Raw genomic sequence first — 21,295 nt, forward strand, 5'->3', positions numbered from 1 at the left:
GACCCGCTCACCCGCGCCGACATAGACACGCTGACCAGTGCTCCCAGCGACAACGATCTTTATGGAGATGAGGCTGCGGGCGCGTTAATCTCGCGCTGGAAGATACCATTATTTCACCACACGCGACCGGCCGCTTACCTAAAGGCGGGGCGCCGGATCGCAGGGTGCTGTAACCGATAAGCTCTATGAAACAATTATCCTTTGCCGTAAAATTTTGATATTTTTATCAAGAGAAGAAATAATAAAAAAGATACTATAAATACCACAGCATTTACGGGCTTCTTTTCTATTACAAGAAGATACAAAAAATACATTACACCAGAGAGATATAACGCACATGTTATTGTTACATTAATTGCGTATTTAATATTCATTATATAATACCAATCAACAATATCATTTACTATATCTATTTTTTACAAACTCCATCTTCCTGAGATTGAATCTGCAAAATCCTATACTTCAGCGCCGAAATCTGATTATTGTACTTAGCCTGCAATGCAGAAAGACCCAATCCAGCGACAAAAGTAGAAGCGCCAAAAGTAAACCCTCCAACCACTCTCCCAAATGGGCTTGGCGATCTCAATGCCAATGCCAATCCAGCCGCTTGCGCGACATTTAACGCTAAAGATATATCGTCAACATCGGCAAGATTAAGGCGCGCCTGCACAACATCATTCCTAAGGGCAGAAGAATCTGCCCACCGCCAAGTGTCCGTGATAAAATCTGGGAGGTTTTTCTTAGAGTCGGTCACCGCACTCCTTATTTCCTGGCAGGTAGCAGGCTCTTCTGTGCTCGGATTTTGCCCTCCTCCGGGCGCACCTCCATCACCGCCTCCACTACTCGGTATACTACCGCCAGGATCTGCGCCACAAGCTTTCACCTTGAACTTATGAACAACAGTCCCGTTTGTATCGTCTGATGTAGTATATCCGCCACCATCAACATAATAACAGTCAGTCCCCGACGGATCGGAAAAATTCACCGGATCGCTACCGACATAATTATACCAGTTCATGCCGTCGTTATAACCGATCGGATCGGTCTGCATGAACCGCCCCAGCGTCGCCGAGTACATCCGCGCCTTGTAATAATAGAGCCCAAGTTCAGACAGCCAGGCCTGACCGGTATATTGGAACCGCCCGCCATTGCCTGCGCCTGGAATGCCATATTCATCATAAGTATCGGTATTGATCGCAGTACCGGCGCTGTTGGTCACCGCGACCACGCTGCCGCGCTCATCGGTGTGAAGCCAGAACCGGCTGCCCGTCGGTCCATATGATGCGACCGGCGCAGTGCCGTTGGGGCCATAGACGTACCGCTTCTGCAGCGCTCCGCTCACGGGGTTCCATTCGCCGATCAGATCCTGTCCGTCATACCCCATCCGGGTCGTGGTATCGATCTGGTACAGCCGTAGCAGCGGATCATAAGCGAGCGTGGTGGTGCCGGAGGATTTGAGCAAATTCTCCGACGTATACGCATAGGTCGTCGCACCCGAGCTGGTCAGATTGCCGCGCGCATCATAGCCTAGCGCCACCCCGCCCGACACGGTCGCCTGGTTCAGCCCGTTGACGGTATAGGCGCGGTCGACATTGGTTGCCCCGGTCCAGGCATAGCTATCATTCGACCGCGTCGTACCGGCAATCTGGTTTGCCGGGTTATAGCTGAACCCCAACGTCAGGTCGCTTGCCGTGGACGGCAAGTCGTGTGTCAGCGACGACAGCCGCGAAAGCGGATCTGGCGTATAGTTGGTGGTCGATCCATTGCCTGTGGCCAGGCTCAGCTGCCGCCCCAGATCGTCATAGCTATAAGTGGCCAGCACGCCTGCACCGCTGGCTGCACCATTTTCACGGATCGCCGTCATCTTGCCGGTTACGTCATAATCATAGGTCACGTAGAACGCATCCGGCCAGGTCAGCCGGGTACGCCTTCCCGCCAGATCATATTGCGATGTGAGGGTGCCGATGGGGCTGGATTGCGTCAGCATACGTCCCAGCGCGTCATAGGTGAAGGACAGCATCTGCGCACTGGAACTGACCCCCGTCTGACGACCCAGCAAATCATAGGTATATGAGATATCGGCCTCGGGCGACGGCAGGTCCTTCAGCGTCAATCGATTCAGCGCATCGTAGCTGTAAGCGATCGATTGCGCATCGCGCAGCCGCCGGCTCGTTACATTGCCGTTGGCGTTATAACCGAGCTGCTCATAATCGGTGGTCGAGCTTGTTCCCGATCCTGCGGTGGTCACCGGATAGCGCGTTTTCAACAGGCGATCGAACCCGTCATACTCATAGGTCGTCTTGTTGCCCTCAGCGTCGGTGAGCGTGGCCAGCGTGCCATTGCCGGCATAGGTTCCCGTGGTTTCGTCGGCTTGTGCAGCGGTGCCGAAAGCGGTTTGAACCTTGGTCGCCTGACCAGCGGCGTCATAGGTCGTTTTGGCGATCCGGTCGGGACCGGCGCCGCCCGTCGTCCCCAGGGTGCAGGCCGAGGCTGGAAGTGAGCTCCAGATCGCACTGTTCATCCTGAGCGCGGAGCACTCAACCCGTCCGACCGTATCATAGCTATACTGCGCCACTTGATAGGTCGTGCCGCCGGCGCTGAGCTCATCCTTCGTCTTGCGCGCATTCGTATCATAGGTCGCGGTCTTCCTCTGCGCGACGACAAAGGCCGCCCAGTCGGTATCGCTTGTCCCTGTCACGGTGCCATTTTGCGTGATGCTGGGTTGACCGTCACCGTTGTAAGTCACTTTTACCGCCCGCCGCTTGAGGGCGCCGGCTCCGTCCGGATCGGCCGAAATCACCCCGATCCGCGCGCGATCAGCGTCGTAGCGATAGGTTGTGGTGTCCGCCGTCCCAGACAACGGGCCATCGACGCTGAGCAAATTGCCGGCCGAGTCATAGCTTCTGGTGGTCGTGGCGGTCAGACTCGCATCACCGGCACCGGTCGAAACAATGGTGGGCAGCAAATTGCTGTCATAGGTGACCGCCGTCTTCACTTCATCCGATGTGCCGACGCAAGCCGGCGCCGCGCCCGTTTTGCAGGTCGAAATTCCCGTGGTCAGTTTGACGCCCGATGCGGCGGTATAACTGTACCGCGTCTCCGGCCGCGTCGCCCCGCTGGTTGGCGCAGGTCCGGTCACCTTGGTCAGCAGGCCGTCGGTATCATAAACATAGTCGGTCTGGTTGCCGAGCGCGTCCTTGGTCCAGGTCGGGCTGTTGCATGAATCATCGACGCAAGTCGCCGGATAGCTCGCGGTCGTTACAATATCCGACAGGCCGGATCCCGCTTTGGCCTTTAATGTCATCGTGGTGAGATTGCTGCGGCCATCATAGCCATATTGAACTTTGTTGCCTTCGGGATAGGTCACTTCGGTCGGCCGCGCGATGCTGTCATAGGCGAAACTGGTCGTCCGGCTGAGCGCATCGGTTACCGATGTCGGACGGAATTTGGTCATGTCCGACACGATCGTTGTCGTGTGGCTTTGCGCGTCGGTCACGACCATCGTCGCCGTCGAACCCGAAAGCGAGCGATTATAGCCCGTGGTCACCCCGTCACGCGTGACCGAAGTGACAAGGCCTGCGGCATAGCTGACGGTGGTGGTGTCGGACGACGCGCTCGGGCGGCGGACTCCGGTAATTGAATAGCCGCTGCCGGTGATCCGCCAGATCTTACCCCCCGGCGTCGTGATGGTGTAGACCCCCGTCGATGGATTGCCGTAGGTAATCGTGCCGGTGGTGGTCGCGCCGTTTTTCAACACCGCACTGGTGCGACGGAACCAGGTCGGCCCCGGGCTGACCGGGCCGGAACTTGATCCGCTGCCGCCGCTCGCGAACGTCCAGCCGATCTGATAACCCGCAGCATTGCCGACGCTGGCCAGCCGCCAGTCGAAATTGCAGTCGGGGCCGGTCTCGGCTTCGATGGGGACGTCGGTACAATTGGCAAAGATGTCCCATTGCAGGTTGACGGTCATGCCGCTCTTCCCGGAGATCGTCTGCGGCAGCAGGAAACAATTGGTTACATTGATATCGTCGCAAAGATTGGAAGCCCCGCCATATCTGCCGGCCGGATTGCCGAAGACGATCTCCGTCCCGTCGAGCGTACGATAAACGCCATTAATCAGCGTCGCGCCGGTGCCCCGCGTTGACGATGAGCTGGCGCTGGTAAAATTGTCGTAGTTCGAACCGAGGTTCATGGAATAGAAAGTCGTTCCGCCGGAGCTGGTCACGCTGAGCACAATCCGTGACCAATTGTCGGCCTGCCCATCATAGGCGATCAGAGGAAGTTCTGTCTGGCCGGATCCGATCGAGGCAATGGGCAGGCGCAGGTTGAAAGTACCATCGGTCAGGTCGACCCCGTTGGCATCGAGATTGGGATGCGGCGATTCCGCAAAGGCCGGGGCCGCCAACCCTGAACACAGCGCCGTTGTAAGAATGAAAAATGCACAGCGCGCGCGGCGTCGATGCGACGCGATCGTCGGTTGATTCGTCATGGAAATGCCCCGTGTCGGAAGATAGTCGAAATTCTTGCGGACGAATGTGGCGCACCGATCACGGCGCGCCGGTCACCTTGACGTTCTTGCGGTTGTCCGCCTTGTCGAGCGTGTAATTGGCGACCACGCCATTGTTGATCGTGCCGCTATGCTCGACCTTCACCAGCCGGCCTTTGGCGTCATAGGTGTAGTTGATCGTCTCCGACGCGCCGGCCATGCCCGCCATCGCGGTCAGGCCCGCCGCGATCGCGGCACCCGTCGCCACCAGTGCAACCGTGGATTTGCGAACCATAGAATTTTCCCCGTTAGAAGCCGACCGAAACGCTATGAACAAATAGAGAACATCCGGAATCCAACAATGCAAGCATGTTGAGTGGTCAGCTATCCTCACCTCACGCAAAGCTTTGGCGATGCGGCCTTTTTCTATCGACCTCTCGATGGGATCGCGTATCGCGACTCGGTCAGCCCCATCCGGAGTAGATGCCGGTGCGCGGCCAGCCACAAGATGAAAATTCCGGAAAGCACGTAAATCATCACCAATCTGGATGTATCAGTGATGACTACGGTCAGAACAGTTCCGACGCCTGCCCGTATTTGCCTGATCTCTTTGTGAAACATTACCTGATCGACGGGTTACCGCGGCCGGGATACTCACGCGCCTTCGCGCTCCCTCATCGCCACGTCTCAGTCACCATGTTGCAGCTCGATTCAAACCGTTCCCTAGCACCCTCATTACCTGCCCTTCACCACGCCAGGTCACGCGCGAAAACCCACTCCAACGGACGATTTGACTCAACCCAACCGAAATCGAGCAAACCATGACTCCCGCCCCAACCATTTCCCGATATTCCCGCAGCACGGCCGAAAAATTCCCGTGCGGCTCCATCAAAATTCCCGCAGCTTTTCCCGCAGATTCCCGCAGAACGCTCAAAAAAGCATTTTCCCGCAGCGTTTCCCGTCACTGCGGGAATTTGGAACGTCGATCGGTCGGAAACCGACTTCGCGACGCGTGCCCGCCGCACGCCGGCGGATGCCCGACGCGGGCGAACACCGAACGGGTGTGGACACCAGGCCGGACGTCGCCCGGACATTGCGCTCTTGGGCGCGTTCGCGTCTTCCCCTATCTAGCCCTGATGACTCCGTTCCGCCTCCTCATCCTCGCCCTCGCCGCCCTCACTTTGACTGGCCCGACCATCGCCCAGCCCGCCAAAAAACCGGCGCCGGGCATCGTCCGCGTCCGCATGGTCACTGCCGATGGGCCGATCATCCTCGCGCTCGACACGCGCCGCGCGCCGGTGACCAGTGCGAATTTCCTGTCCTATGTCGATGATGGGCGCTTCGATGGCGCGGTGATCTATCGCTCGGCGCGCAGCCGCAATGCGCCGCAATATGGCTTCATCCAGGGCGGCATCCGCACCGATGCGCGCCGTATCCTGCCGCCGTTCAAGCATGAACGCACCGACCAGACCGGCCTCCACCACATCGACGGCACCATCTCGATGGCGCGCCGGACCGAGCCCAACTCGGCCGGCGGCAATTTCTTCATCACCGTCGGCGCCTTGCCCAGCTTCGACGCCAAGGGCGACTTTCCCGGCTATGCCGCATTCGGCCATGTCGTCGGCGGGATGGACACGGTGAAGCGCATCCTCGCCCAGCCGACCGGCGGCGGCATGCGCGGCCAGATGCTGCTCAGCCCGATCAAGGTGATCAACGCGCGGCGGCTCGATGGACCGGCCAAACCGACCGGCCTGGTGAAGCCATGGCTGATCGACCGCAAGAAATAGCCGCGCGACACGGACCGATGGCGCAAAAGTTTCCCTACCCCGGCCAAAAGCAAGCGTCGGTTGCCACCCGCGCCGCATGCGACCATCTGACAGCGATGGCCACTCTCCTCGATCCATCCGCGCGCGGGCGCGTCATTCTGGTCGGCGCCGGTCCGGGCGATCCCGGCCTGCTCACGGTGCGCGCGGTCGCCGCGCTCGAATCCGCCGACATCGTCGTCCATGACGGGCTGATCGACCCGCGCGTACTCGACATCGCGCCTGCCGCCGCGCAGCGCATCTCGGTCGCCAAGCAGCGCGCGCGCCACACGCTGCCGCAGGAGGCGATCAACGCGCTGATCATCGCGCATGTGAAGACCGGCGCGATCGTCGTGCGGCTGAAGGGCGGCGACCCCTTCATCTTCGGCCGCGGCGGCGAAGAGGTCGAGGCGGTGCGCGCCGCCGGCCTGCCGGTCGAGGTCATCCCGGGTGTCTCGGCGGCGCTCGGCTGCGCCGCTGAAGCGATGCTCCCCCTCACCCACCGCGATCATTCGAGCGCAGTCAGCTTCGTCGCCGGCCAGTGCAAGGGCCTGGCCGAGCAGGACTGGTCGGGGCTCGCCGGCAAGGGCCGCACTCTGGTCATCTATATGGGCGTCGCGACCGCCGCCGATATCGCCGACAAGCTGATGCGTGACGGCGTCGCGCCGGACATGCCGGTCGCGGTGCTCGAACGCGGCACGCTCATCGGCAGCCGCGCGATCCGCACCCTGCTCGCCGATCTCGGCTCGATGGTCGAACGCGAGAAGGTTGCCAGCCCTGCCATCATCGTCGTCGGCGAAGTGGTCGAATTGTCCGACGCGGAAGATAAACTGGGCCGCTGGGCGCGTGTCGCCGAAGGAAGCTTTGCATGAAATTGCTGACCGGAAATGATTTGCCGACTGGCGATGTGATCTGGTGGACCGGCCAGGGCTGGTCGCGCCATGTCGAGGATTCGGCCGATGTCGCCGACCAGGGCGAAAGCATCGCCCGGGCCGAGGAAGGCGCGCGCCGCGTCAACGCCGCTTATGTGATCGACGCGACCGCGACATCCGAAGGGCCACGCCCGGCGCATATCAAGGACCGCGTCCGCGCGCTCGGGCCCACGGTGCGCCCCGACCTGACATTGAAACCCGCCGATCCGCAGGCGGGAAGCTGGGTAATCTGAGATGTACAAGTACGACACTTACGACCAGCAGATCGTTGACGCGCGCGTCGAGGAATTCCGCGACCAGGTGAAGCGCCGCCTTGCCGGCCAGATCACCGAGGATCAGTTCAAGCCGCTGCGGCTGATGAACGGCCTGTATCTGCAGCTTCACGCCTATATGCTGCGCGTCGCGGTGCCCTATGGCACGCTCGACGGGCGCCAGATGCGCATGCTCGGCCACATCGCGCGCAAATATGATCGCGGCTATGGCCATTTCACCACGCGCCAGAACATCCAGTATAACTGGATCAAGCTGGAGGATGCGCCCGACATTCTTGCCGATCTCGCCACGGTCGAAATGCATGCGATCCAGACCAGCGGCAATTGCATCCGCAACATCTCTTCCGACCAATATGCCGGCGCCGCCGCGGACGAAGTGACCGATCCGCGCGTATGGGCCGAACTGCTGCGCCAATGGAGCACCTTCCACCCCGAATTCAGCTATTTGCCGCGCAAGTTCAAGATCGCGGTGATTGCCGCCGACGAGGACCGTGCCGCGATGCGGCTGCACGATATCGGCATCCAGCTGGTCGAGCGTGATGGTGAACTTGGCGGGCGCATCTTCGTCGGTGGCGGCATGGGCCGCACGCCGATGGTCGCGCCGGAGATCAAGGACTTCGTCACCGCCGACGACCTGCTCAGCTATGTCGAGGCATGCCTGCGCGTCTACAACCGCTATGGCCGGCGCGACAATATCTACAAGGCGCGGATCAAGATCCTGATCCATGAACTCGGCGCCGACGAATATCGCCGTCAGGTCGAGGAAGAGTTCGCGCTGGTCAAGGCGCTGGGCATCGACCCGCCCCAGGCCGAGTTCGACCGCATCGCCGCGTTCTTCGCAGCCCCCGCTTTCCTCGCCGATGACGGCGTCGCGGCCGACCGCAGTGACCCCGACTTCGCCGTCTGGCTCGACCAGAATGTGAAACCGCACAAGCAGCCGGGCTATGCGATCGTCAATATCAGCCTGAAGCCGAACGGCGGCATTCCGGGCGACGCCAGCGCCGACCAGATCGACCTGATGGCCGATCTCGCCGAGCGCCACTCGTTCGATGAGCTGCGCGTCACGCATGCGCAGAACATCGTCCTGCCGCATGTGCGCAAGGCCGATCTCTATACGGTGTGGCAGGCGCTCGACGCGGCCGGCCTCGCGCCCGCGAACCTCGACCTGATCAGCGACATCATCGCTTGCCCCGGTCTCGATTATTGCAGCCTCGCCAATGCCCGGTCGATCCCGATCGCGCAGAAGATCGCGACGCGCTTCGCCGATATCGACCGGCAGCGCGACCTGGGCGAATTGAAGCTCAAGATCAGCGGCTGCATCAATGCCTGCGGCCATCATCATGCCGGTCACATCGGTATCCTCGGCGTCGACAAGAAAGGCACCGAGAATTACCAGCTGCTGCTCGGCGGCTCGGGCGCGGAGGATGCCAGCCTGGCGCGCATCACGGGTCCGGGCTTCGACGAAGACGGTATCGTCGATGCGGTCGAGAAGGTCACCAATGTCTATCTGGCGTCGCGCGAGGATGGCGAACGCTTCCTCGACACCTATCGCCGCGTCGGCCTCGATCCGTTCAAGGAGGCGCTTTATGGGTAAAGCGCACCCGCTTCGCGACGCCTCCCTCACGCCGTTCGTTTCGAGCGAAGTCGAGAAACAGGTCACAAATGCTGCGCGAGGTTTTTCGACTTCGCCCGAAACGAACGGAGGTCAGTGATGACCGACACCTTGCTCCGCTTCCGCGACGACGCCGCGCATGACGAGCCGGCGGTAACGCTCGAGGCGTTCCTCGGCCAGACCAACGCCACCGCCGTGCGCATCGAGGCGGGCGACGACGTTCGCGCGCTGATCCCGCACCTCGGCCAGATCGCCCTGGTCGAAATCAGTTTCCCGAGCTTCCGCGACGGGCGCGGCTATTCCGCCGCCCGCATCCTGCGCGAGGCCGGCTATGAGGGCGAATTGCGCGCGCAAGGCGACGTGCTGGTCGATCAGCTCCTCTATATGCGCCGCTGCGGCTTCGACAGCTTCGCGCCCGAGGCGGAGATCGATGCGGCGACCGCCACCGCGTCGCTCAACCGCTATCCCGAATTCTATCAGACCGCAGCCGACAGGGCGGTGCCGGTATGGAAGCTGCGGCATGGGTGAAGCCGCGCGCAAACTCGACCTGATCGACGTGACGCCCTTCACCAAGGCGGATGCGGTGGCGATGAATGCGCGCTTCGCCGGCGTCTCGACGCGCGCGATGCTTGAGGAATTGCTGACCGGCGAATTGCTCGGGCGCGTCGCGGCGGTGTCGTCGTTCGGCGCGGAAAGCGCGGTGCTGCTCCACCTGATCGCCAGCATCGACCGCGACATCCCGGTGATCTTCGTCAACACGCAGAAGATCTTCGGCGAGACGCTCGCTTATCGCGACACGCTGTCCGAACAGCTTGGCTTCACCGATCTGCGCGTTTTCCGTCCCGATCCGCGCCTGCTCGCGGCGAAGGACAAGACCGGCCTGCGCTGGTCCTACGATCCCGATGGCTGCTGCGACCTGCGCAAGGTCGAGCCGCTACGCCGCGCACTGGCGCCGTTCGATGCGTGGATTTCGGGGCGCAAGGGCTTCCAGGCCGGCACCCGCCTCGCCATGCCGCGCTTCGAGGAGGATGAGGGCCGGCTCAAGCTCAATCCGCTGGCGGATTGGGACAAGGACGCGCTCAACGCCTATTTCGACGAGCATCACCTGCCGCACCATCCGCTCGAAGCCGAGGGTTATCCCTCGATCGGCTGCGCGCCCTGCACCAGCAAGGTCCAGCCGGGCGAGGACCCGCGCGCCGGAAGATGGCGCGGGTGGGAAAAGGTTGAGTGCGGCATTCACGTCGCCGAAAAGCCAGGCGAAGAACCAGTTTTCTAAGCCTTTTCAATCGCCTGTGGTTCAATCCGGATACACCGCGCCCACATAGTCGCTGAACCGCGTGATCTCGGGTTCGAAGCGCAGCGTGATCTTGCCGGTCGCGCCGTGGCGCGACTTGCCGATGATCAGTTCGGCCAGGCCCGCCGCATCCTGATAGAGCAGCGACCATTTCGCATGCTTTTCATGAACTTCGGCCGAGCTGGTCGAGCTGGGATGTTCCGGCTCGCGCATCGCGAGATAATAATCCTCGCGGTACACGAACCACACCATGTCGGCGTCCTGCTCGATCGAGCCGGATTCGCGCAGATCGGACAGCTGCGGGCGCTTGTCCTCGCGCTGTTCGACCGCGCGGCTGAGCTGGGACAGCGCCAGCACCGGCACGTTCATGTCCTTGGCCAACGTCTTCAACCCGCGGCTGATCTCGGAGATTTCCTGCACGCGGCCGTCGCCCGACGCCTTGGCCGACCCGGTCAGCAATTGCAGATAGTCGATCACCACCAGGCCGATTTCATTGTTATGCCGCCGTTGCAGCCGGCGCATGCGCGTGTGCAGCGCGGCGATGGTCAGGCCCGCCGTATCGTCGATGAATAGCGGCAGGTTTTCGAGATCGGCGGCGGCGGCGGCAAGCTGGTTGAATTCGGTGCGGCTGATCTTGCCCATGCGCAGCGATTCCGAGCTGATCCGCGATTGTTCGGCCAGAATACGCGTCGCCAGCTGATCGGCCGACATTTCGAGGCTGAAGAACGCGACCTTGGCGCCGATCGACTCGCCATGCGACAGCCCGTCCTCACGATCGCGCATGTAGCGGCGCGCGGCGTTGAACGCGATGTTGGTGGCAAGCGAGGTCTTGCCCATGCCCGGACGTCCGGCGAGGATCATCAAATCCGAATGATGCATGCCGCCGATCTTGGCGTTGACGGTATCGAGGCCGGTGGTGACGCCCGAGACATTGCCGCCGGAATTCAGCGCGCGCTGCGCCATCTTGACCGCCGCGGTCGTCGCCTGGGCGAAGCTTTTGATCTGACTTTCGGTGCCGCCTTCTGCCGCGACCTTGAACAGTTCTTCCTCGGCAAGTTCGATCTGGCCGCGCGGATTCACTTCCTCCGACGTATCGAGCGCGCGTTCGACCAGTCCGCGCCCGACGGTCACCAGCGTGCGCAACATGGCAAGGTCATAGATTTGCTTGGCGAATTGCCGCGCGCCGATCAGTCCGGCGCCGCTGCCGGTCAGCTGTGCGAGATAGGCCGGGCCGCCGAGCTGCTTCATCCCCTCGTCCGCTTCGAACATCGGGCGCAGGGTCACCGGCGTCGCCAGCATGTCGTTGCCGCGCGCCGATTTGATCGCGGCGAAGATGCGGCCATGCAGGGGTTCGAAGAAATGGTCGGGCTCGAGCGTGTCGATCAGATCGTCGGCGAGACGGTTATCGATCATCATCGCGCCGAGCATCGCCGCCTCGGCCTCGACATTCTGGGGGAGGTTGGTCGATTCGGGTGTCGTGGGCAAAGGAAGGATGGTGGCCATATCCCGATGTCATAGTCCCCTCGCCCCGCGTCTCAAGCGGCTTGTGGCGAACCGGCTGTGGATAAGATCGCGGCAGCGACGTTTGATCGGGGCGCATTGTCCCCTGCGCCTATCCTCGATAGGGCAGTCACAATGTCCGATCAGCGCATCATTGCCGTCGCCCTCGACGAACGCACCATCCTGTGGCGATCCGCGGATATCGAACAGGAGCGCCGGATTGCGATCTTCGACTTGATCGAGGGCAATCATTTCGCGCCACAGCGCGACTATCCCGACGATTATGCCGGCCCGTACAAGATCGAGCTGGCGGTCGAGGAAGGCCGGCTGGCGATCGCGATCAACCGCGACGACGATACGCATCTCGAAACCTATATTCTCGGGCTCGGGCGCTTCCGGCGGCCGATCAAGGATTATTTCGCGATCTGCGACAGCTATTATCAGGCGATCCGCAATGCGACGCCGACCCAGATCGAGACGGTGGATATGGCGCGACGCGGCATCCATAACGAGGCGGCCGAACTGCTCAAGGAGCGGCTGGAGGGCAAGATCGAGATCGATTTCGACACCGCCCGGCGGCTCTTCACGCTGATCTGCGTCCTGCACATCAAGGGCTGAGATGGTGAGCCTACGCCTTTTGGGCCGACGTATCGGCCGCACCGGTGCGGCGGTGATCGTGCTTGGGTTAAGCGGGGTGATCGTCTGGGCTTTCGCGATCAGCTGGCGACCGTCGGACAAAAGCTATAATTTTCAGGGCGTCGACGTTAGCGAAGCGCAAGGGGCGATCCACTGGCCCACCGTTCTAGCGGGTGGCGCCGATTTCAGCTATTTGCGCGCGACGATCGGCGCCACCGGCCGGGACGAACGGTTCGCGCAGAACTGGACCGATGCCTATGCCAGCGGCATCCGGCGCGGCGCCATGCATGTCTGGTCCTTCTGCCAATTGGCCGCGGACCAGGCAAACAACTTCAACACCACAGTCCCTCATGCCAGCGACGCCCTGCCCGCCGCCGTCTATATGGACTTTGCCGATGACTGTCCGGCACGCCCCGAGCGCGACGTTGTGGTCAGCGAGGTAAAACGCTTCATCACCATGGTCGAATCACATACCGGCACGCCGGTACTGCTGAAGCTTTCGCAACGAGTCGAAGTGACCTACCGCCTGTCCGGCGCCATTCCGCGCCCGATCTGGGCGGTGCAGAATTTCTTCCCGCCCGATTATGCGGCTCGGCCGTGGCGCATGTGGCAGGCAAGCGACATGCGGCGTATCGACGGCGTCGAGGGTCCGGTCCATTGGAATGTGGTGGCACCATGATGTTGAACGATGACATGCGCGATCGTCTGATCGCCGCCGCGCGCGACGCCGCCCGCAAGGCCTATGCACCATATTCGCACTTTGGCGTCGGCGCCGCCGTGCTGTTGAGCGACGACAGCGTGGTGACCGGCGCCAATTTCGAGAATGCGAGCTACGGCCTGTCGCTCTGCGCCGAGACTGTCGCGCTGGCGACGGTGAGCAGCGCGGGACGCCTCGCCGATGTGGTCGCGATCGGCGTGATCGGCGGGGCGATGGACTCGACTGGCGTACCACGCGGCCGGACTCCGGTGGGGCCGTGCGGGCGTTGCCGCCAGGTCATCAACGAAGCGGCGCAAGTCGGCGATCGTGACGTGGTCATCTGGTGCGGCGCGGCCGAAGGCGATGCCGTCGAACGGCACATGCTCTCCGAACTGCTGCCCCATGCCTTCGGGCCCAAAGACCTGCAATAACGGTCGCTTGTGCCGAGATCAGCTGCGCCCCGCGCACTCGATCGTCAAATGCCGGATGCCCTTCACGTCCGCCGCCCGGGCGCGGATCACCTCGGGGGGGAGTATCGGCGTCGAGGTGACGGTGACGATCGCCGCATGGCAGCCGGCACCGATCGGCCAGACATGCAGATCGGTAATCGACACATCGCCGATCCCTTCGATCGCAGCACTCAATCGCGCCGCGAGTTTTACATCGCTGCGGTCGAGCAAAATCCCGGCAGTGTCGCGCAGCAACCCACGCGACCAATGCGCAATGACCAGGGCACCGACTACGCCCATGGCAGGGTCGAGCCATACCCAGCCGAGATAACGCCCGGCGAGAAGAGCGCCGATCGCCAGGATCGAGGTCAGCGCGTCGGCGAGAACATGGATATAGGCCGAACGCATATTATTGTCGTGGCCATGGGCGTGCTGGTGCCCATGATGGTCGTGATCATGGGCGTCAGCCTGCGCGTGCGTTTGATCATGGCTGTGCGCGTGTCCCGGTCCATGGCTATGGTCGCCCGACAGCAGTATCGCGCTGACGATATTGACCACCAGGCCAAGCACCGCGACGAACGTCGCATCACCGAAATCGACCTTTTCCGGATGGACCAGTCGCATGATGGATTCGATGCCGATGCCGATCGCAACCATGCCGAGAATCAGTGCCGACGTGAAACCGGCCAGATCGCCGACCTTGCCCGTCCCGAAACTATAGCGCCCGCTTTCGGCGTGATGCTTGGCATAAGCATAGGCGGCCGCGGTGACGCCCAGCGCACCAGCATGCGTCGCCATGTGGAAACCATCGGCGAGCAGAGCCATCGACCCGGTCATATAGCCCGCGACGATCTCACCGACCATCATCACGGCGGTCAGAATGACCACCCATAAGGTGCGTCGCGCGTTGCGGTCATGGCTGGCCGCGAGCGGCACCGGGGCGTGACAACGCATCAAGCTATCGACTTTCGACATGGCGACGCCCCTATTTCGCGTAGCGTCGGATGGCGGAAAGGAGCTCATCGGCCCCCTGTGCACGTGCCTCATCGGACAGGTCGGGGCCGGCGACATGCTCGCGCAGATAGGCGTCGATGATTTCCTCCATCAGCCCGTTGATCGCGCCGCGCGTCGCGGCAACCAGATGCAGGATACTGGCACAGCTTGCGGAACTGGCAAGAGCACGATCGATCGCATCGACCTGGCCGGCAATACGCTTGACCCGGTTGGTCAGCGCGTCGTTGTCTTTCGTCAAGTGAGCCATAGGATACCCCCCTACCCTAATATTTCACGCTTAACAATAGTGCCCGACCTTCTTCTCCCCCTTGCTCGCGCGGCCCATTCCCGCGAAAGCTGGGGCATCAGGAGAGTAGAAGCATGTCGATTCTGTCGGACCGCTGGATTCGTGAACAGGCCCTCAGTAACGGGATGATCGAGCCGTTCGTCGATGGCCAGAAACGCGACGGATGCATCTCCTATGGCCTGTCTTCCTATGGCTATGACGCGCGCGTCTCGGACGAGTTCAAGATCTTCACCAACATCGACAGCGTCATCGTCGATCCGAAGGATTTCGCAGCGAACAGCTTCGTCGATCGCCAGACAGATGTGTGCATCATCCCGCCCAACAGCTTCGCGCTGGCGCGGACCGTGGAGTATTTCCGCGTGCCGCGCGACGTGCTGGTCATCTGCCTGGGTAAATCGACCTATGCGCGCTGCGGAATCATCGTGAACGTGACGCCGCTCGAACCCGGCTGGGAGGGGCATGTCACGCTGGAGTTTTCGAACACCACACCGCTGCCGGCGAAAATCTACGCTAATGAAGGAGCGTGCCAGTTCCTCTTCCTGCAGGGTAACGAACCATGCGAGACAAGCTATGCCGACCGTGCGGGCAAATATATGGGCCAGCGCGGCGTCACGCTGCCCAAGGTCTAGAAACAGCGTCGTGCGATCTCGTCGAACGAGATCGCATCGACGTCAGCGCGTGGTGACTTGCGTACGCTCCAAGCGCTGAAGCGCGATCGTCGCCAGTTGATGCGACGAGAAAGTCCGCTCATTGGCCATGTCGACTTGCTCGTCAGGGCGACGCAAGACGTCGCGATACAGCGCGCGCGCTTCGCTGACGCGACCAGCGTGCTGATAGACCGCCGCCAGGTTGAGCGTCAGATCGGCATGATCGGGAAACAGGCGGCGCTGGTCGAGCAGCGTACGCTCGGCAGTCGTATAATCGCCCCGGAAAATCTCCACCGAGCCATTGCGATCCGCATCGGTCGCCTGGGCGATGGCGGGTACGGCGAAGGTGGCGGCTACCGCCAGTGCATAAAATGCAGTGCGCATCATCACTCTCCTAATGACTCTTCCATGACGGAAGGATTTCATTTTTATGACATTGTTGTGTCATTTCAGTGAAACAATCACAAGAGACTTGATAGCGCCGGCGACCGAACGAAAAAGGGCGACCCGAAGGCCGCCCTTTTCCGCGTGACGATGACTGATGCGAAATCAGAAATCGTTGCGATATTGCTCGTTGCCGATGAAGCCGAGTTTGCTCACACCCGAACGCTTGACCACCGCCAGGACCTCATCGACCTTGGCGTAGCGCGCCTGCGGGTCGGGCTGGAAGTGGAGCTCAGGCTCCGGACTGATCGTCTTGGTCGTCTCCAGATATTGCTGGAGCGTAACCGTGTCGACGGCAGTGCCGTTCCACGAAACAACGCCCGCCGGATCGATCGTGACCTTGTTCTTCTCAGGGTCGATCGGCTGGTTGACCTGGTTCGGATCGTTAACGGGAAGGTCGACCTTCACCGCGTGAGTCTGGATCGGGATCGTGATGATGAACATGATGAGGAGCACGAGCATGACGTCGATCAACGGCGTCGTGTTCATTTCCATCATCGGTTCACCGTCGTCGGAACCGCCGCTCATTGCCATGCTATATTACTCCTGAATTTCGCGACCGTCACAGGCGCTGGATGTTGCCACCCGCCGGCGGTTCGGAAATGAAGCCGACCTTTGCGAAGCCCGCCATCTGCATCGTGTAGATCGCGCCACCAATGCATTGGTACGGCACGTTCACGTCACCGCGGATATGCGCTTCGGGAAGTTCGAGATCCGGGTTGCCGACGCCGCCCTGGCGCGCGATTTCAGCCTTCAGCTTGGTAACCGCCTTTTCGAGCAGTTCCTCATGCGTCACCCGCGACAGGTTCCAGTACACAGCGCACCGGCCGTCCTTGTCGGTGGTGATCGACAAAGACACGTTCTCCGGCTTGGTCGTGGTCGGATCGTACCGCACATCAGGCAGCTTGAGCTTGATCGCCTGGATCGCGACCGGAATCGCGATCAGGAAGATGATCAGCAGCACGAGCATCACGTCCACCAGCGGGGTCGTGTTGATGTCCGACATCGGCTTTTCGGCGGCTTTGTCGCCGCCAACACTCATTGCCATTGAGGGCTATCCCTATCCATTCAATCGCGTCGCCGGATGTTCCCGGCGAGGCTTTCCTTTCGCAACGGCCCTTCGGTCGCCGCAAAGGTCCGGGGCCGCATGACGCGGCCCCGGTCCATCATTGATCAGCGCGCCGGAGCGGCCGTCGTTGCGGCAGCGGCCGGCTTGGCGGCAGGCTTGCGCGCGGTCGACACCGGACGAACCGCACCGTTCGAGGCAAGGAAGCCGAGCACATCGTTCGAGAACGCGCTGAGATCTTCCGCGATCGACTTGTTGCGGCGCTGCAGGAAGTTGTAGGCGAGCACGGCCGGAACCGCCACGGCGAGGCCGAGCGCGGTCATGATCAGTGCTTCACCGACCGGGCCGGCGACGGCGTCGATCGATGCCTGACCAGCCGCACCGATCTTGATCAGTGCGCGGTAGATGCCGATAACCGTACCGAACAGACCGATGAACGGCGAGGTCGCGCCTACCGTCGCGAGGAAGGCGAGACCGCCGCCCAGCTTCGAGTTGATCGATGCTTCCGAGCGTGCCAGCGAACCGTGCAGCCAGTCATGCGCCTCGACCGGATCAGTCAGCTGAGCGTGCTGATCCTGTGCCTGCAGGCCGTCATCGACGATCTGGCGATAGGCCGAGTTCTTTTCGAGCTTGGCAGCGCCTTCGCGCAGCGAGTTGGCGCTCCAGAAGTTGGCGCGGACGCGCTTCGACTGGTTGATGATCTTCTGCTGCTCGAACAGCTTGGTGAACAGGATATAGAACGACACGATCGACATGAACGCCAGGATCGAGAACACCGACCAGGCAATGACGCCGCCCTGCTGGAGCGCTTCCCAGAAGCCGTACGGGTTGTTTCCGGCGGCGGCAGGTGCCGCACCTGCGGCAAGAATGGTGGTCAACATTGCGGTACTTCCCTCTCAAACAGTCAAAATCTGTAAACTGGATCGGCGCCCCCGGGATCACCCGGGGGCGTCGGTTATATTATCGGTCCTCGATCTGCCACTTGACCGCCCGGATGGAGGTCGTGGATTCGATCGCGGTGCCGTTTGCGTCCTTGGCCGGATTGAAGCGGCCGTTGCGTGTGGCGAGCCGGCACGTTGCCTCATCAAGGTCGGAATTTCCGCTCGATGAAGTCACGCGGCAAGCAGAGACTCGGCCCCGTGTATCCACGGTCACCTGGACGCTGACGCGACCTTCCGCTTCGGCACGACGCGCTGCCGCAGGATAGGAATCCTGAGGGAACCAGTCACCCTGGTTGCCGCGTGGCGTCACAGGAACAGCGACGCGTGGCGGCGCGGGGGCCGGTGGCGGTGGTGCCGGTGGCGCAGCGATCGGCACCATGGGCGCTGCCGGCGGCGGCGTGGTCACCGTCTGCATCACGACCGGCGGACGCGGCACATTGACGATCGGCGGCGGCGATACGACCGGCGGCGGCGTCAGCGGCGTGTCAGGCGGCGGGGGCGGGGGTTCGTCCGGCGGCGGGGGTGGTGGTTCCTCCACGTCAAACGTGTTGAGCTTTTCCGCCGCCTTCTTCACGTACTGATACGCGAGGCCGGTGACGAAGGCGTACCCGATAACGGCATGGATGAGCGCGACGATAACGATCGCGACCACCTTGCTACCGCTCATTCTTTGGTCAGCATACGACATTCAGAAACGACACTCCTCTGTCCCGGTCAGTTCGGCTGTTAGCGATCCGCAGCGCGGTCGCTTACCCGTCTGCAATGGGCCATTGTATCCTCAAGCAGAGCCGAACCTCTATCGTGAGCGAAACTACGACGCAAACGCTTTGTCGGACGCAACAAACGTACAATCGGAACACGACAGAATTATTTCTGTATAAGATCGCCTTGATCGCGTAACGCGGAACCATGCTTCGTGTTCCAGTGATCCTGAGCGGCGCGGCCCTCCTCGCCGCCGCAATCGCCCCGCTTTCCGCCGTTGCGCAGCACCGATCCGCCGCCCAGCGCGCGCCCGCGGCCGCCCCTTTACCGGAGCCGCCGCCGCCCTATGCGGTGTTTGCCGATCTCGTTCTGGCAGCCCCTGTAATTGTCGATGCCGCCATCCGCGGCGCGACTCGAATCAAGGGTCCGGAGGCATTGAATGTGCCCCAGGGCTTTGCGCGACTGTACGTCGAGGCAGATGTTCAAGCCCTGATTCGCAGCTCGGCACCCCTGCCGCCGCGAATCGGTTATGTCCTCGATGTGCCAATCGATGCACGAGGCAAATTGCCCAATCTGCGCAAGTTTCGGGTGTTGCTATTTGCCCGCGCGGTGGCCGGCGCCACCGGTCAGATCCAACTCGTGCGCCCCGATGCGCAACGCGCCTGGACGCCGGGCGCCGACGAACTGACCCGGCGCATCACGACCGAGACAATTGCCGTCGACGCCCCCCCCGTCGTCACTGGTATCGGCAATGCCTTCCACACACCCGGCAACCTGCCCGGAGAAGGCGAGACGCAGATATTCCTGACCACCGCCGACAGCCGGCCCGTGTCGCTGAACATCACGCGCCGCCCCGGCGAAGAACGCCGCTGGTCGTTGTCACTGAGCGATGTCGTCGAGCAAGCCGCCCCACCTCCGCCGGGCGATACGTTGCTCTGGTACCGGCTGGCCTGCGCCTTGCCGGCCGCGTTACCCAATATGGGCCAGGATGGCGAAAATGCGGCGGTCGCCCGGGACGATTATCAGTTCGTGATCGAATCGCTCGGGCGCTGCGATCGGGGCCCGACTCGCTAGAATTTGTCGGACGACTTCAGCCGATTCGCAAAATCTGACCGGTGGTCGATTCGGCATCGGTCAGAAACCGCGCCGCGGCGATACCATCCACAATCGACGCGTCCCTGGTCAGATCGAGCGCACCGATTCGCCTTACGGGCGCGAGCTCGACCGCCAGCGGCCCGATTGTCGCGAGCAGCGCCGCCCGATCGGCCGCGCCCAATTCGGGCCCCGCGAGCACCAGAATCATTCCCGCGGAGGATCGCCTTGCCTGCTCCAGCACGTCCCGAATCGGGACGGCTGCAACCACGACCTGCGCCGAATCGACCGCAGCCGTAACGGCAGACAGCATATCGCCGAGCGCCGGCATGGCCTTCACCGCCGGTGGCGCGTCAACGTGATGCCGATCGATTCGCCCGCTTCGGCAATCGCCAGCTTGACGATCTTCACCACGACTTTCGATATACGCCGGTCCTGCAGCATCAACGTTTCGACGATATGATCCGCCACGCCCTCAACCAGTGTGAAATGCACGCCCTCGGGCAACGCGGTGGTCGCGGCATGGCGCAGGTCCATATAGTTTTTCGATGCGCTCAGCGGGGTATCGGCGGAGAATCGGTCGGGACAATCGATATCGACCGTCATGGAGATACGCAGCGGCTGCGGCAGATGCGTCTCCTCGGAATAGATTCCTGTCAGCACCTGAACATCGAGATCATGCACTTCGAGGCTGAGACTGTCGTCCAAGCGCGGCCCTTTCACTGGCGGAAGCGCGCGCCATAGCAGATGCCACGCTGGGTGAAAGCCATGCGCCCGAATCCCTCATTCCATTTGCGTTCATCACTATCACCGCTACAGCGCGCGGCCCGCTGAGAGCGCGCGGGCAGGAGCCAGAGCCGTGATCGAGATCGTGCCCATTGCCAATGTCAGCAACGACGCCGTCGAGGATCTGCTCGATCGGGCGTTCGGCGCGGACCGGCATGGCCGAACGGCTTATCGTATTCGTGACGGCGTATCCGCCCTCCCCCGGCTGAGTTTCGCCGCATTGGACAATGGGGCGCTGATCGCCACGATCCAATGCTGGCCGGTCCTGTTTACGGGCGATGATGGCGGCCTGGCGCCACTGATCATGGTCGGTCCGGTGGCAGTCGAGCCGGCACGGCAGCGCGACGGAATCGGCCGGATGTTGATGCGTCACGCGCTCGACACGGCCGACGCTCGCGGTGAATCGCACGCGTTGATGCTGATCGGCGATCCCGAATATTATAGTCGCTTCTTCGGGTTTTCGGCTGAACGCACGGGTGAATGGCGCGTGCCCGGGCCGGTCGAACGCCAGCGTTTGCTGTCACGTGGCGATCGGGTCCCGACCAGCGCGGGGTCGCTCGGCCCACGGGTTCACGCCTGACGCTTTACCCGCAATGCGCTGCGCCCCAACGCTTTACCAGGGCGCAGGGCTGGCCTA

General features: G+C 62.0%; 24 protein-coding genes. 12 read left to right on the forward strand and 12 right to left on the reverse strand.

The window, feature by feature from the left end:
• Positions 1 to 409: 409 nt before the first annotated feature.
• Positions 410 to 4,489: an RHS repeat domain-containing protein gene (locus tag OO12_RS26590; protein ID WP_052215360.1), complete on the reverse strand. Its 4,080-nt coding sequence runs from the start codon at positions 4,487 to 4,489 to the stop codon at positions 410 to 412.
• A 58-nt stretch (positions 4,490 to 4,547) separates the two neighbouring features.
• The gene (locus tag OO12_RS00085) at positions 4,548 to 4,781 is read right to left on the reverse strand and encodes a hypothetical protein (protein ID WP_052215361.1); all 234 of its coding nucleotides are present in this window, start codon (positions 4,779 to 4,781) and stop codon (positions 4,548 to 4,550) included.
• Positions 4,782 to 5,622: 841 nt separating this feature from the next.
• Here OO12_RS00085 and OO12_RS00090 point away from each other — a divergent pair.
• The 6 genes from OO12_RS00090 to OO12_RS00115 all read left to right on the forward strand — a co-directional run bounded on the left by OO12_RS00090 (position 5,623) and on the right by OO12_RS00115 (position 10,380).
• Complete coding sequence (locus tag OO12_RS00090; RefSeq protein WP_034156604.1) at positions 5,623 to 6,273, forward strand: peptidylprolyl isomerase; 651 nt, start codon at positions 5,623 to 5,625, stop codon at positions 6,271 to 6,273.
• Between the two features lie 95 nt (positions 6,274 to 6,368).
• A complete protein-coding gene (gene cobA / locus OO12_RS00095) occupies positions 6,369 to 7,160 on the forward strand; it encodes a uroporphyrinogen-III C-methyltransferase (RefSeq protein ID WP_034156807.1) in 792 nt (263 codons plus the stop codon).
• On the forward strand, positions 7,157 to 7,453 hold the full coding sequence (locus OO12_RS00100) for a DUF2849 domain-containing protein (RefSeq protein WP_034156605.1): 297 nt from the start codon (positions 7,157 to 7,159) through the stop codon (positions 7,451 to 7,453). Before cobA ends, OO12_RS00100 begins: the two co-directional genes overlap by 4 nt.
• Position 7,454: 1 nt before the next feature.
• Positions 7,455 to 9,086, forward strand: coding sequence for a nitrite/sulfite reductase (locus OO12_RS00105; protein WP_034156606.1), 1,632 nt, complete (start codon positions 7,455 to 7,457; stop codon positions 9,084 to 9,086).
• 117 nt (positions 9,087 to 9,203) lie between these two features.
• Positions 9,204 to 9,632 carry a DUF934 domain-containing protein gene (locus OO12_RS00110; protein ID WP_034156607.1) on the forward strand — a complete coding sequence of 143 codons (429 nt, stop codon included), beginning with the start codon at positions 9,204 to 9,206 and terminating at the stop codon, positions 9,630 to 9,632.
• Entirely contained in the window at positions 9,625 to 10,380 is a 756-nt protein-coding gene (locus OO12_RS00115) for a phosphoadenylyl-sulfate reductase (RefSeq protein ID WP_034156608.1), read from the forward strand. The genes OO12_RS00110 and OO12_RS00115 overlap by 8 nt, the downstream gene beginning before the upstream one ends.
• Positions 10,381 to 10,401: 21 nt before the next feature.
• On the opposite strand, the gene OO12_RS00120 is transcribed toward OO12_RS00115, so the two are convergent.
• The gene (locus OO12_RS00120; RefSeq protein WP_034156609.1) at positions 10,402 to 11,901 is read right to left on the reverse strand and encodes a replicative DNA helicase; all 1,500 of its coding nucleotides are present in this window, start codon (positions 11,899 to 11,901) and stop codon (positions 10,402 to 10,404) included.
• A 132-nt stretch (positions 11,902 to 12,033) separates the two neighbouring features.
• On the opposite strand from OO12_RS00120, the gene OO12_RS00125 reads away from it, so the two are divergent.
• From OO12_RS00125 to OO12_RS00135, 3 genes are read left to right on the forward strand one after another with little or no spacing between them, the layout of a single operon-like run.
• Positions 12,034 to 12,516, forward strand: a complete 483-nt coding sequence (locus OO12_RS00125) for a UPF0262 family protein (protein WP_034156610.1) — start codon at positions 12,034 to 12,036, stop codon at positions 12,514 to 12,516.
• A gap of 1 nt (position 12,517) precedes the next feature.
• Entirely contained in the window at positions 12,518 to 13,213 is a 696-nt protein-coding gene (locus OO12_RS00130; protein ID WP_052215362.1) for a glycoside hydrolase family 25 protein, read from the forward strand.
• Between the two features lie 14 nt (positions 13,214 to 13,227).
• Entirely contained in the window at positions 13,228 to 13,662 is a 435-nt protein-coding gene (locus OO12_RS00135) for a cytidine deaminase (RefSeq protein WP_152616184.1), read from the forward strand.
• 18 nt (positions 13,663 to 13,680) lie between these two features.
• Here OO12_RS00135 and dmeF read toward each other — a convergent pair whose 3' ends face one another.
• Positions 13,681 to 14,655, reverse strand: coding sequence for a CDF family Co(II)/Ni(II) efflux transporter DmeF (dmeF, locus tag OO12_RS00140; protein WP_052215363.1), 975 nt, complete (start codon positions 14,653 to 14,655; stop codon positions 13,681 to 13,683).
• Positions 14,656 to 14,665: 10 nt separating this feature from the next.
• On the reverse strand, positions 14,666 to 14,941 hold the full coding sequence (locus OO12_RS00145) for a metal/formaldehyde-sensitive transcriptional repressor (protein WP_034156611.1): 276 nt from the start codon (positions 14,939 to 14,941) through the stop codon (positions 14,666 to 14,668).
• Between the two features lie 113 nt (positions 14,942 to 15,054).
• Between OO12_RS00145 and dcd the strand changes: the two genes are divergently transcribed.
• Positions 15,055 to 15,609 carry a dCTP deaminase gene (dcd, locus tag OO12_RS00150; RefSeq protein ID WP_034156612.1) on the forward strand — a complete coding sequence of 185 codons (555 nt, stop codon included), beginning with the start codon at positions 15,055 to 15,057 and terminating at the stop codon, positions 15,607 to 15,609.
• 42 nt (positions 15,610 to 15,651) lie between these two features.
• Here the strand turns inward: dcd and OO12_RS00155 are convergent, their stop codons facing one another.
• The 5 genes from OO12_RS00155 to OO12_RS00175 form a co-directional block, all read right to left on the reverse strand.
• Positions 15,652 to 16,011, reverse strand: a complete 360-nt coding sequence (locus OO12_RS00155; protein WP_034156811.1) for a tetratricopeptide repeat protein — start codon at positions 16,009 to 16,011, stop codon at positions 15,652 to 15,654.
• A 165-nt stretch (positions 16,012 to 16,176) separates the two neighbouring features.
• Positions 16,177 to 16,605 (reverse strand): ExbD/TolR family protein, encoded by a 429-nt coding sequence (locus OO12_RS00160; protein ID WP_034156613.1) that lies wholly within the window; start codon positions 16,603 to 16,605, stop codon positions 16,177 to 16,179.
• A gap of 28 nt (positions 16,606 to 16,633) precedes the next feature.
• Entirely contained in the window at positions 16,634 to 17,119 is a 486-nt protein-coding gene (locus OO12_RS00165) for an ExbD/TolR family protein (protein ID WP_034156614.1), read from the reverse strand.
• A gap of 125 nt (positions 17,120 to 17,244) precedes the next feature.
• Positions 17,245 to 18,018, reverse strand: coding sequence for a MotA/TolQ/ExbB proton channel family protein (locus OO12_RS00170; protein ID WP_034156615.1), 774 nt, complete (start codon positions 18,016 to 18,018; stop codon positions 17,245 to 17,247).
• 79 nt (positions 18,019 to 18,097) lie between these two features.
• Positions 18,098 to 18,766, reverse strand: coding sequence for an energy transducer TonB (locus tag OO12_RS00175; RefSeq protein WP_034156616.1), 669 nt, complete (start codon positions 18,764 to 18,766; stop codon positions 18,098 to 18,100).
• Positions 18,767 to 18,987: 221 nt separating this feature from the next.
• On the opposite strand from OO12_RS00175, the gene OO12_RS00180 reads away from it, so the two are divergent.
• On the forward strand, positions 18,988 to 19,854 hold the full coding sequence (locus OO12_RS00180; RefSeq protein ID WP_034156617.1) for a hypothetical protein: 867 nt from the start codon (positions 18,988 to 18,990) through the stop codon (positions 19,852 to 19,854).
• Positions 19,855 to 19,870: 16 nt separating this feature from the next.
• On the opposite strand, the gene OO12_RS00185 is transcribed toward OO12_RS00180, so the two are convergent.
• Entirely contained in the window at positions 19,871 to 20,203 is a 333-nt protein-coding gene (locus OO12_RS00185; protein ID WP_152616185.1) for a Rossmann fold domain-containing protein, read from the reverse strand.
• A 5-nt stretch (positions 20,204 to 20,208) separates the two neighbouring features.
• Complete coding sequence (locus tag OO12_RS00190) at positions 20,209 to 20,580, reverse strand: dihydroneopterin aldolase (RefSeq protein WP_034156618.1); 372 nt, start codon at positions 20,578 to 20,580, stop codon at positions 20,209 to 20,211.
• A gap of 151 nt (positions 20,581 to 20,731) precedes the next feature.
• Between OO12_RS00190 and OO12_RS00195 the strand changes: the two genes are divergently transcribed.
• Positions 20,732 to 21,238 carry a GNAT family N-acetyltransferase gene (locus OO12_RS00195; RefSeq protein WP_034156619.1) on the forward strand — a complete coding sequence of 169 codons (507 nt, stop codon included), beginning with the start codon at positions 20,732 to 20,734 and terminating at the stop codon, positions 21,236 to 21,238.
• The last annotated feature ends 57 nt before the right edge of the window (positions 21,239 to 21,295 follow it).

This window comes from Sphingomonas sp. ERG5 (assembly GCF_000803065.1).
In the GTDB taxonomy this organism is placed as follows: domain Bacteria; phylum Pseudomonadota; class Alphaproteobacteria; order Sphingomonadales; family Sphingomonadaceae; genus Sphingomonas.

Coding starts and splice junctions, on each gene's coding strand:
- OO12_RS00145 (WP_034156611.1), bottom strand. CDS start 14,941: ATGGCTCACTTGACGAAAGACAACGACGCGCTGACCAACCGGGTCAAG.
- OO12_RS00110 (WP_034156607.1), top strand. CDS start 9,204: ATGACCGACACCTTGCTCCGCTTCCGCGACGACGCCGCGCATGACGAG.
- dmeF (WP_052215363.1), bottom strand. CDS start 14,655: ATGTCGAAAGTCGATAGCTTGATGCGTTGTCACGCCCCGGTGCCGCTC.
- OO12_RS00125 (WP_034156610.1), top strand. CDS start 12,034: ATGTCCGATCAGCGCATCATTGCCGTCGCCCTCGACGAACGCACCATC.
- cobA (WP_034156807.1), top strand. CDS start 6,369: ATGGCCACTCTCCTCGATCCATCCGCGCGCGGGCGCGTCATTCTGGTC.
- OO12_RS00170 (WP_034156615.1), bottom strand. CDS start 18,018: ATGTTGACCACCATTCTTGCCGCAGGTGCGGCACCTGCCGCCGCCGGA.
- OO12_RS00160 (WP_034156613.1), bottom strand. CDS start 16,605: ATGGCAATGAGCGGCGGTTCCGACGACGGTGAACCGATGATGGAAATG.
- OO12_RS00115 (WP_034156608.1), top strand. CDS start 9,625: ATGGGTGAAGCCGCGCGCAAACTCGACCTGATCGACGTGACGCCCTTC.
- OO12_RS00090 (WP_034156604.1), top strand. CDS start 5,623: ATGACTCCGTTCCGCCTCCTCATCCTCGCCCTCGCCGCCCTCACTTTG.
- OO12_RS00165 (WP_034156614.1), bottom strand. CDS start 17,119: ATGGCAATGAGTGTTGGCGGCGACAAAGCCGCCGAAAAGCCGATGTCG.
- OO12_RS00085 (WP_052215361.1), bottom strand. CDS start 4,781: ATGGTTCGCAAATCCACGGTTGCACTGGTGGCGACGGGTGCCGCGATC.
- OO12_RS00100 (WP_034156605.1), top strand. CDS start 7,157: ATGAAATTGCTGACCGGAAATGATTTGCCGACTGGCGATGTGATCTGG.
- OO12_RS00120 (WP_034156609.1), bottom strand. CDS start 11,901: ATGGCCACCATCCTTCCTTTGCCCACGACACCCGAATCGACCAACCTC.
- OO12_RS00155 (WP_034156811.1), bottom strand. CDS start 16,011: ATGCGCACTGCATTTTATGCACTGGCGGTAGCCGCCACCTTCGCCGTA.
- OO12_RS00175 (WP_034156616.1), bottom strand. CDS start 18,766: ATGTCGTATGCTGACCAAAGAATGAGCGGTAGCAAGGTGGTCGCGATC.
- OO12_RS00185 (WP_152616185.1), bottom strand. CDS start 20,203: ATGCCGGCGCTCGGCGATATGCTGTCTGCCGTTACGGCTGCGGTCGAT.
- OO12_RS00105 (WP_034156606.1), top strand. CDS start 7,455: ATGTACAAGTACGACACTTACGACCAGCAGATCGTTGACGCGCGCGTC.
- OO12_RS00135 (WP_152616184.1), top strand. CDS start 13,228: ATGCGCGATCGTCTGATCGCCGCCGCGCGCGACGCCGCCCGCAAGGCC.
- OO12_RS26590 (WP_052215360.1), bottom strand. CDS start 4,489: ATGACGAATCAACCGACGATCGCGTCGCATCGACGCCGCGCGCGCTGT.
- dcd (WP_034156612.1), top strand. CDS start 15,055: ATGTCGATTCTGTCGGACCGCTGGATTCGTGAACAGGCCCTCAGTAAC.
- OO12_RS00180 (WP_034156617.1), top strand. CDS start 18,988: ATGCTTCGTGTTCCAGTGATCCTGAGCGGCGCGGCCCTCCTCGCCGCC.
- OO12_RS00130 (WP_052215362.1), top strand. CDS start 12,518: ATGGTGAGCCTACGCCTTTTGGGCCGACGTATCGGCCGCACCGGTGCG.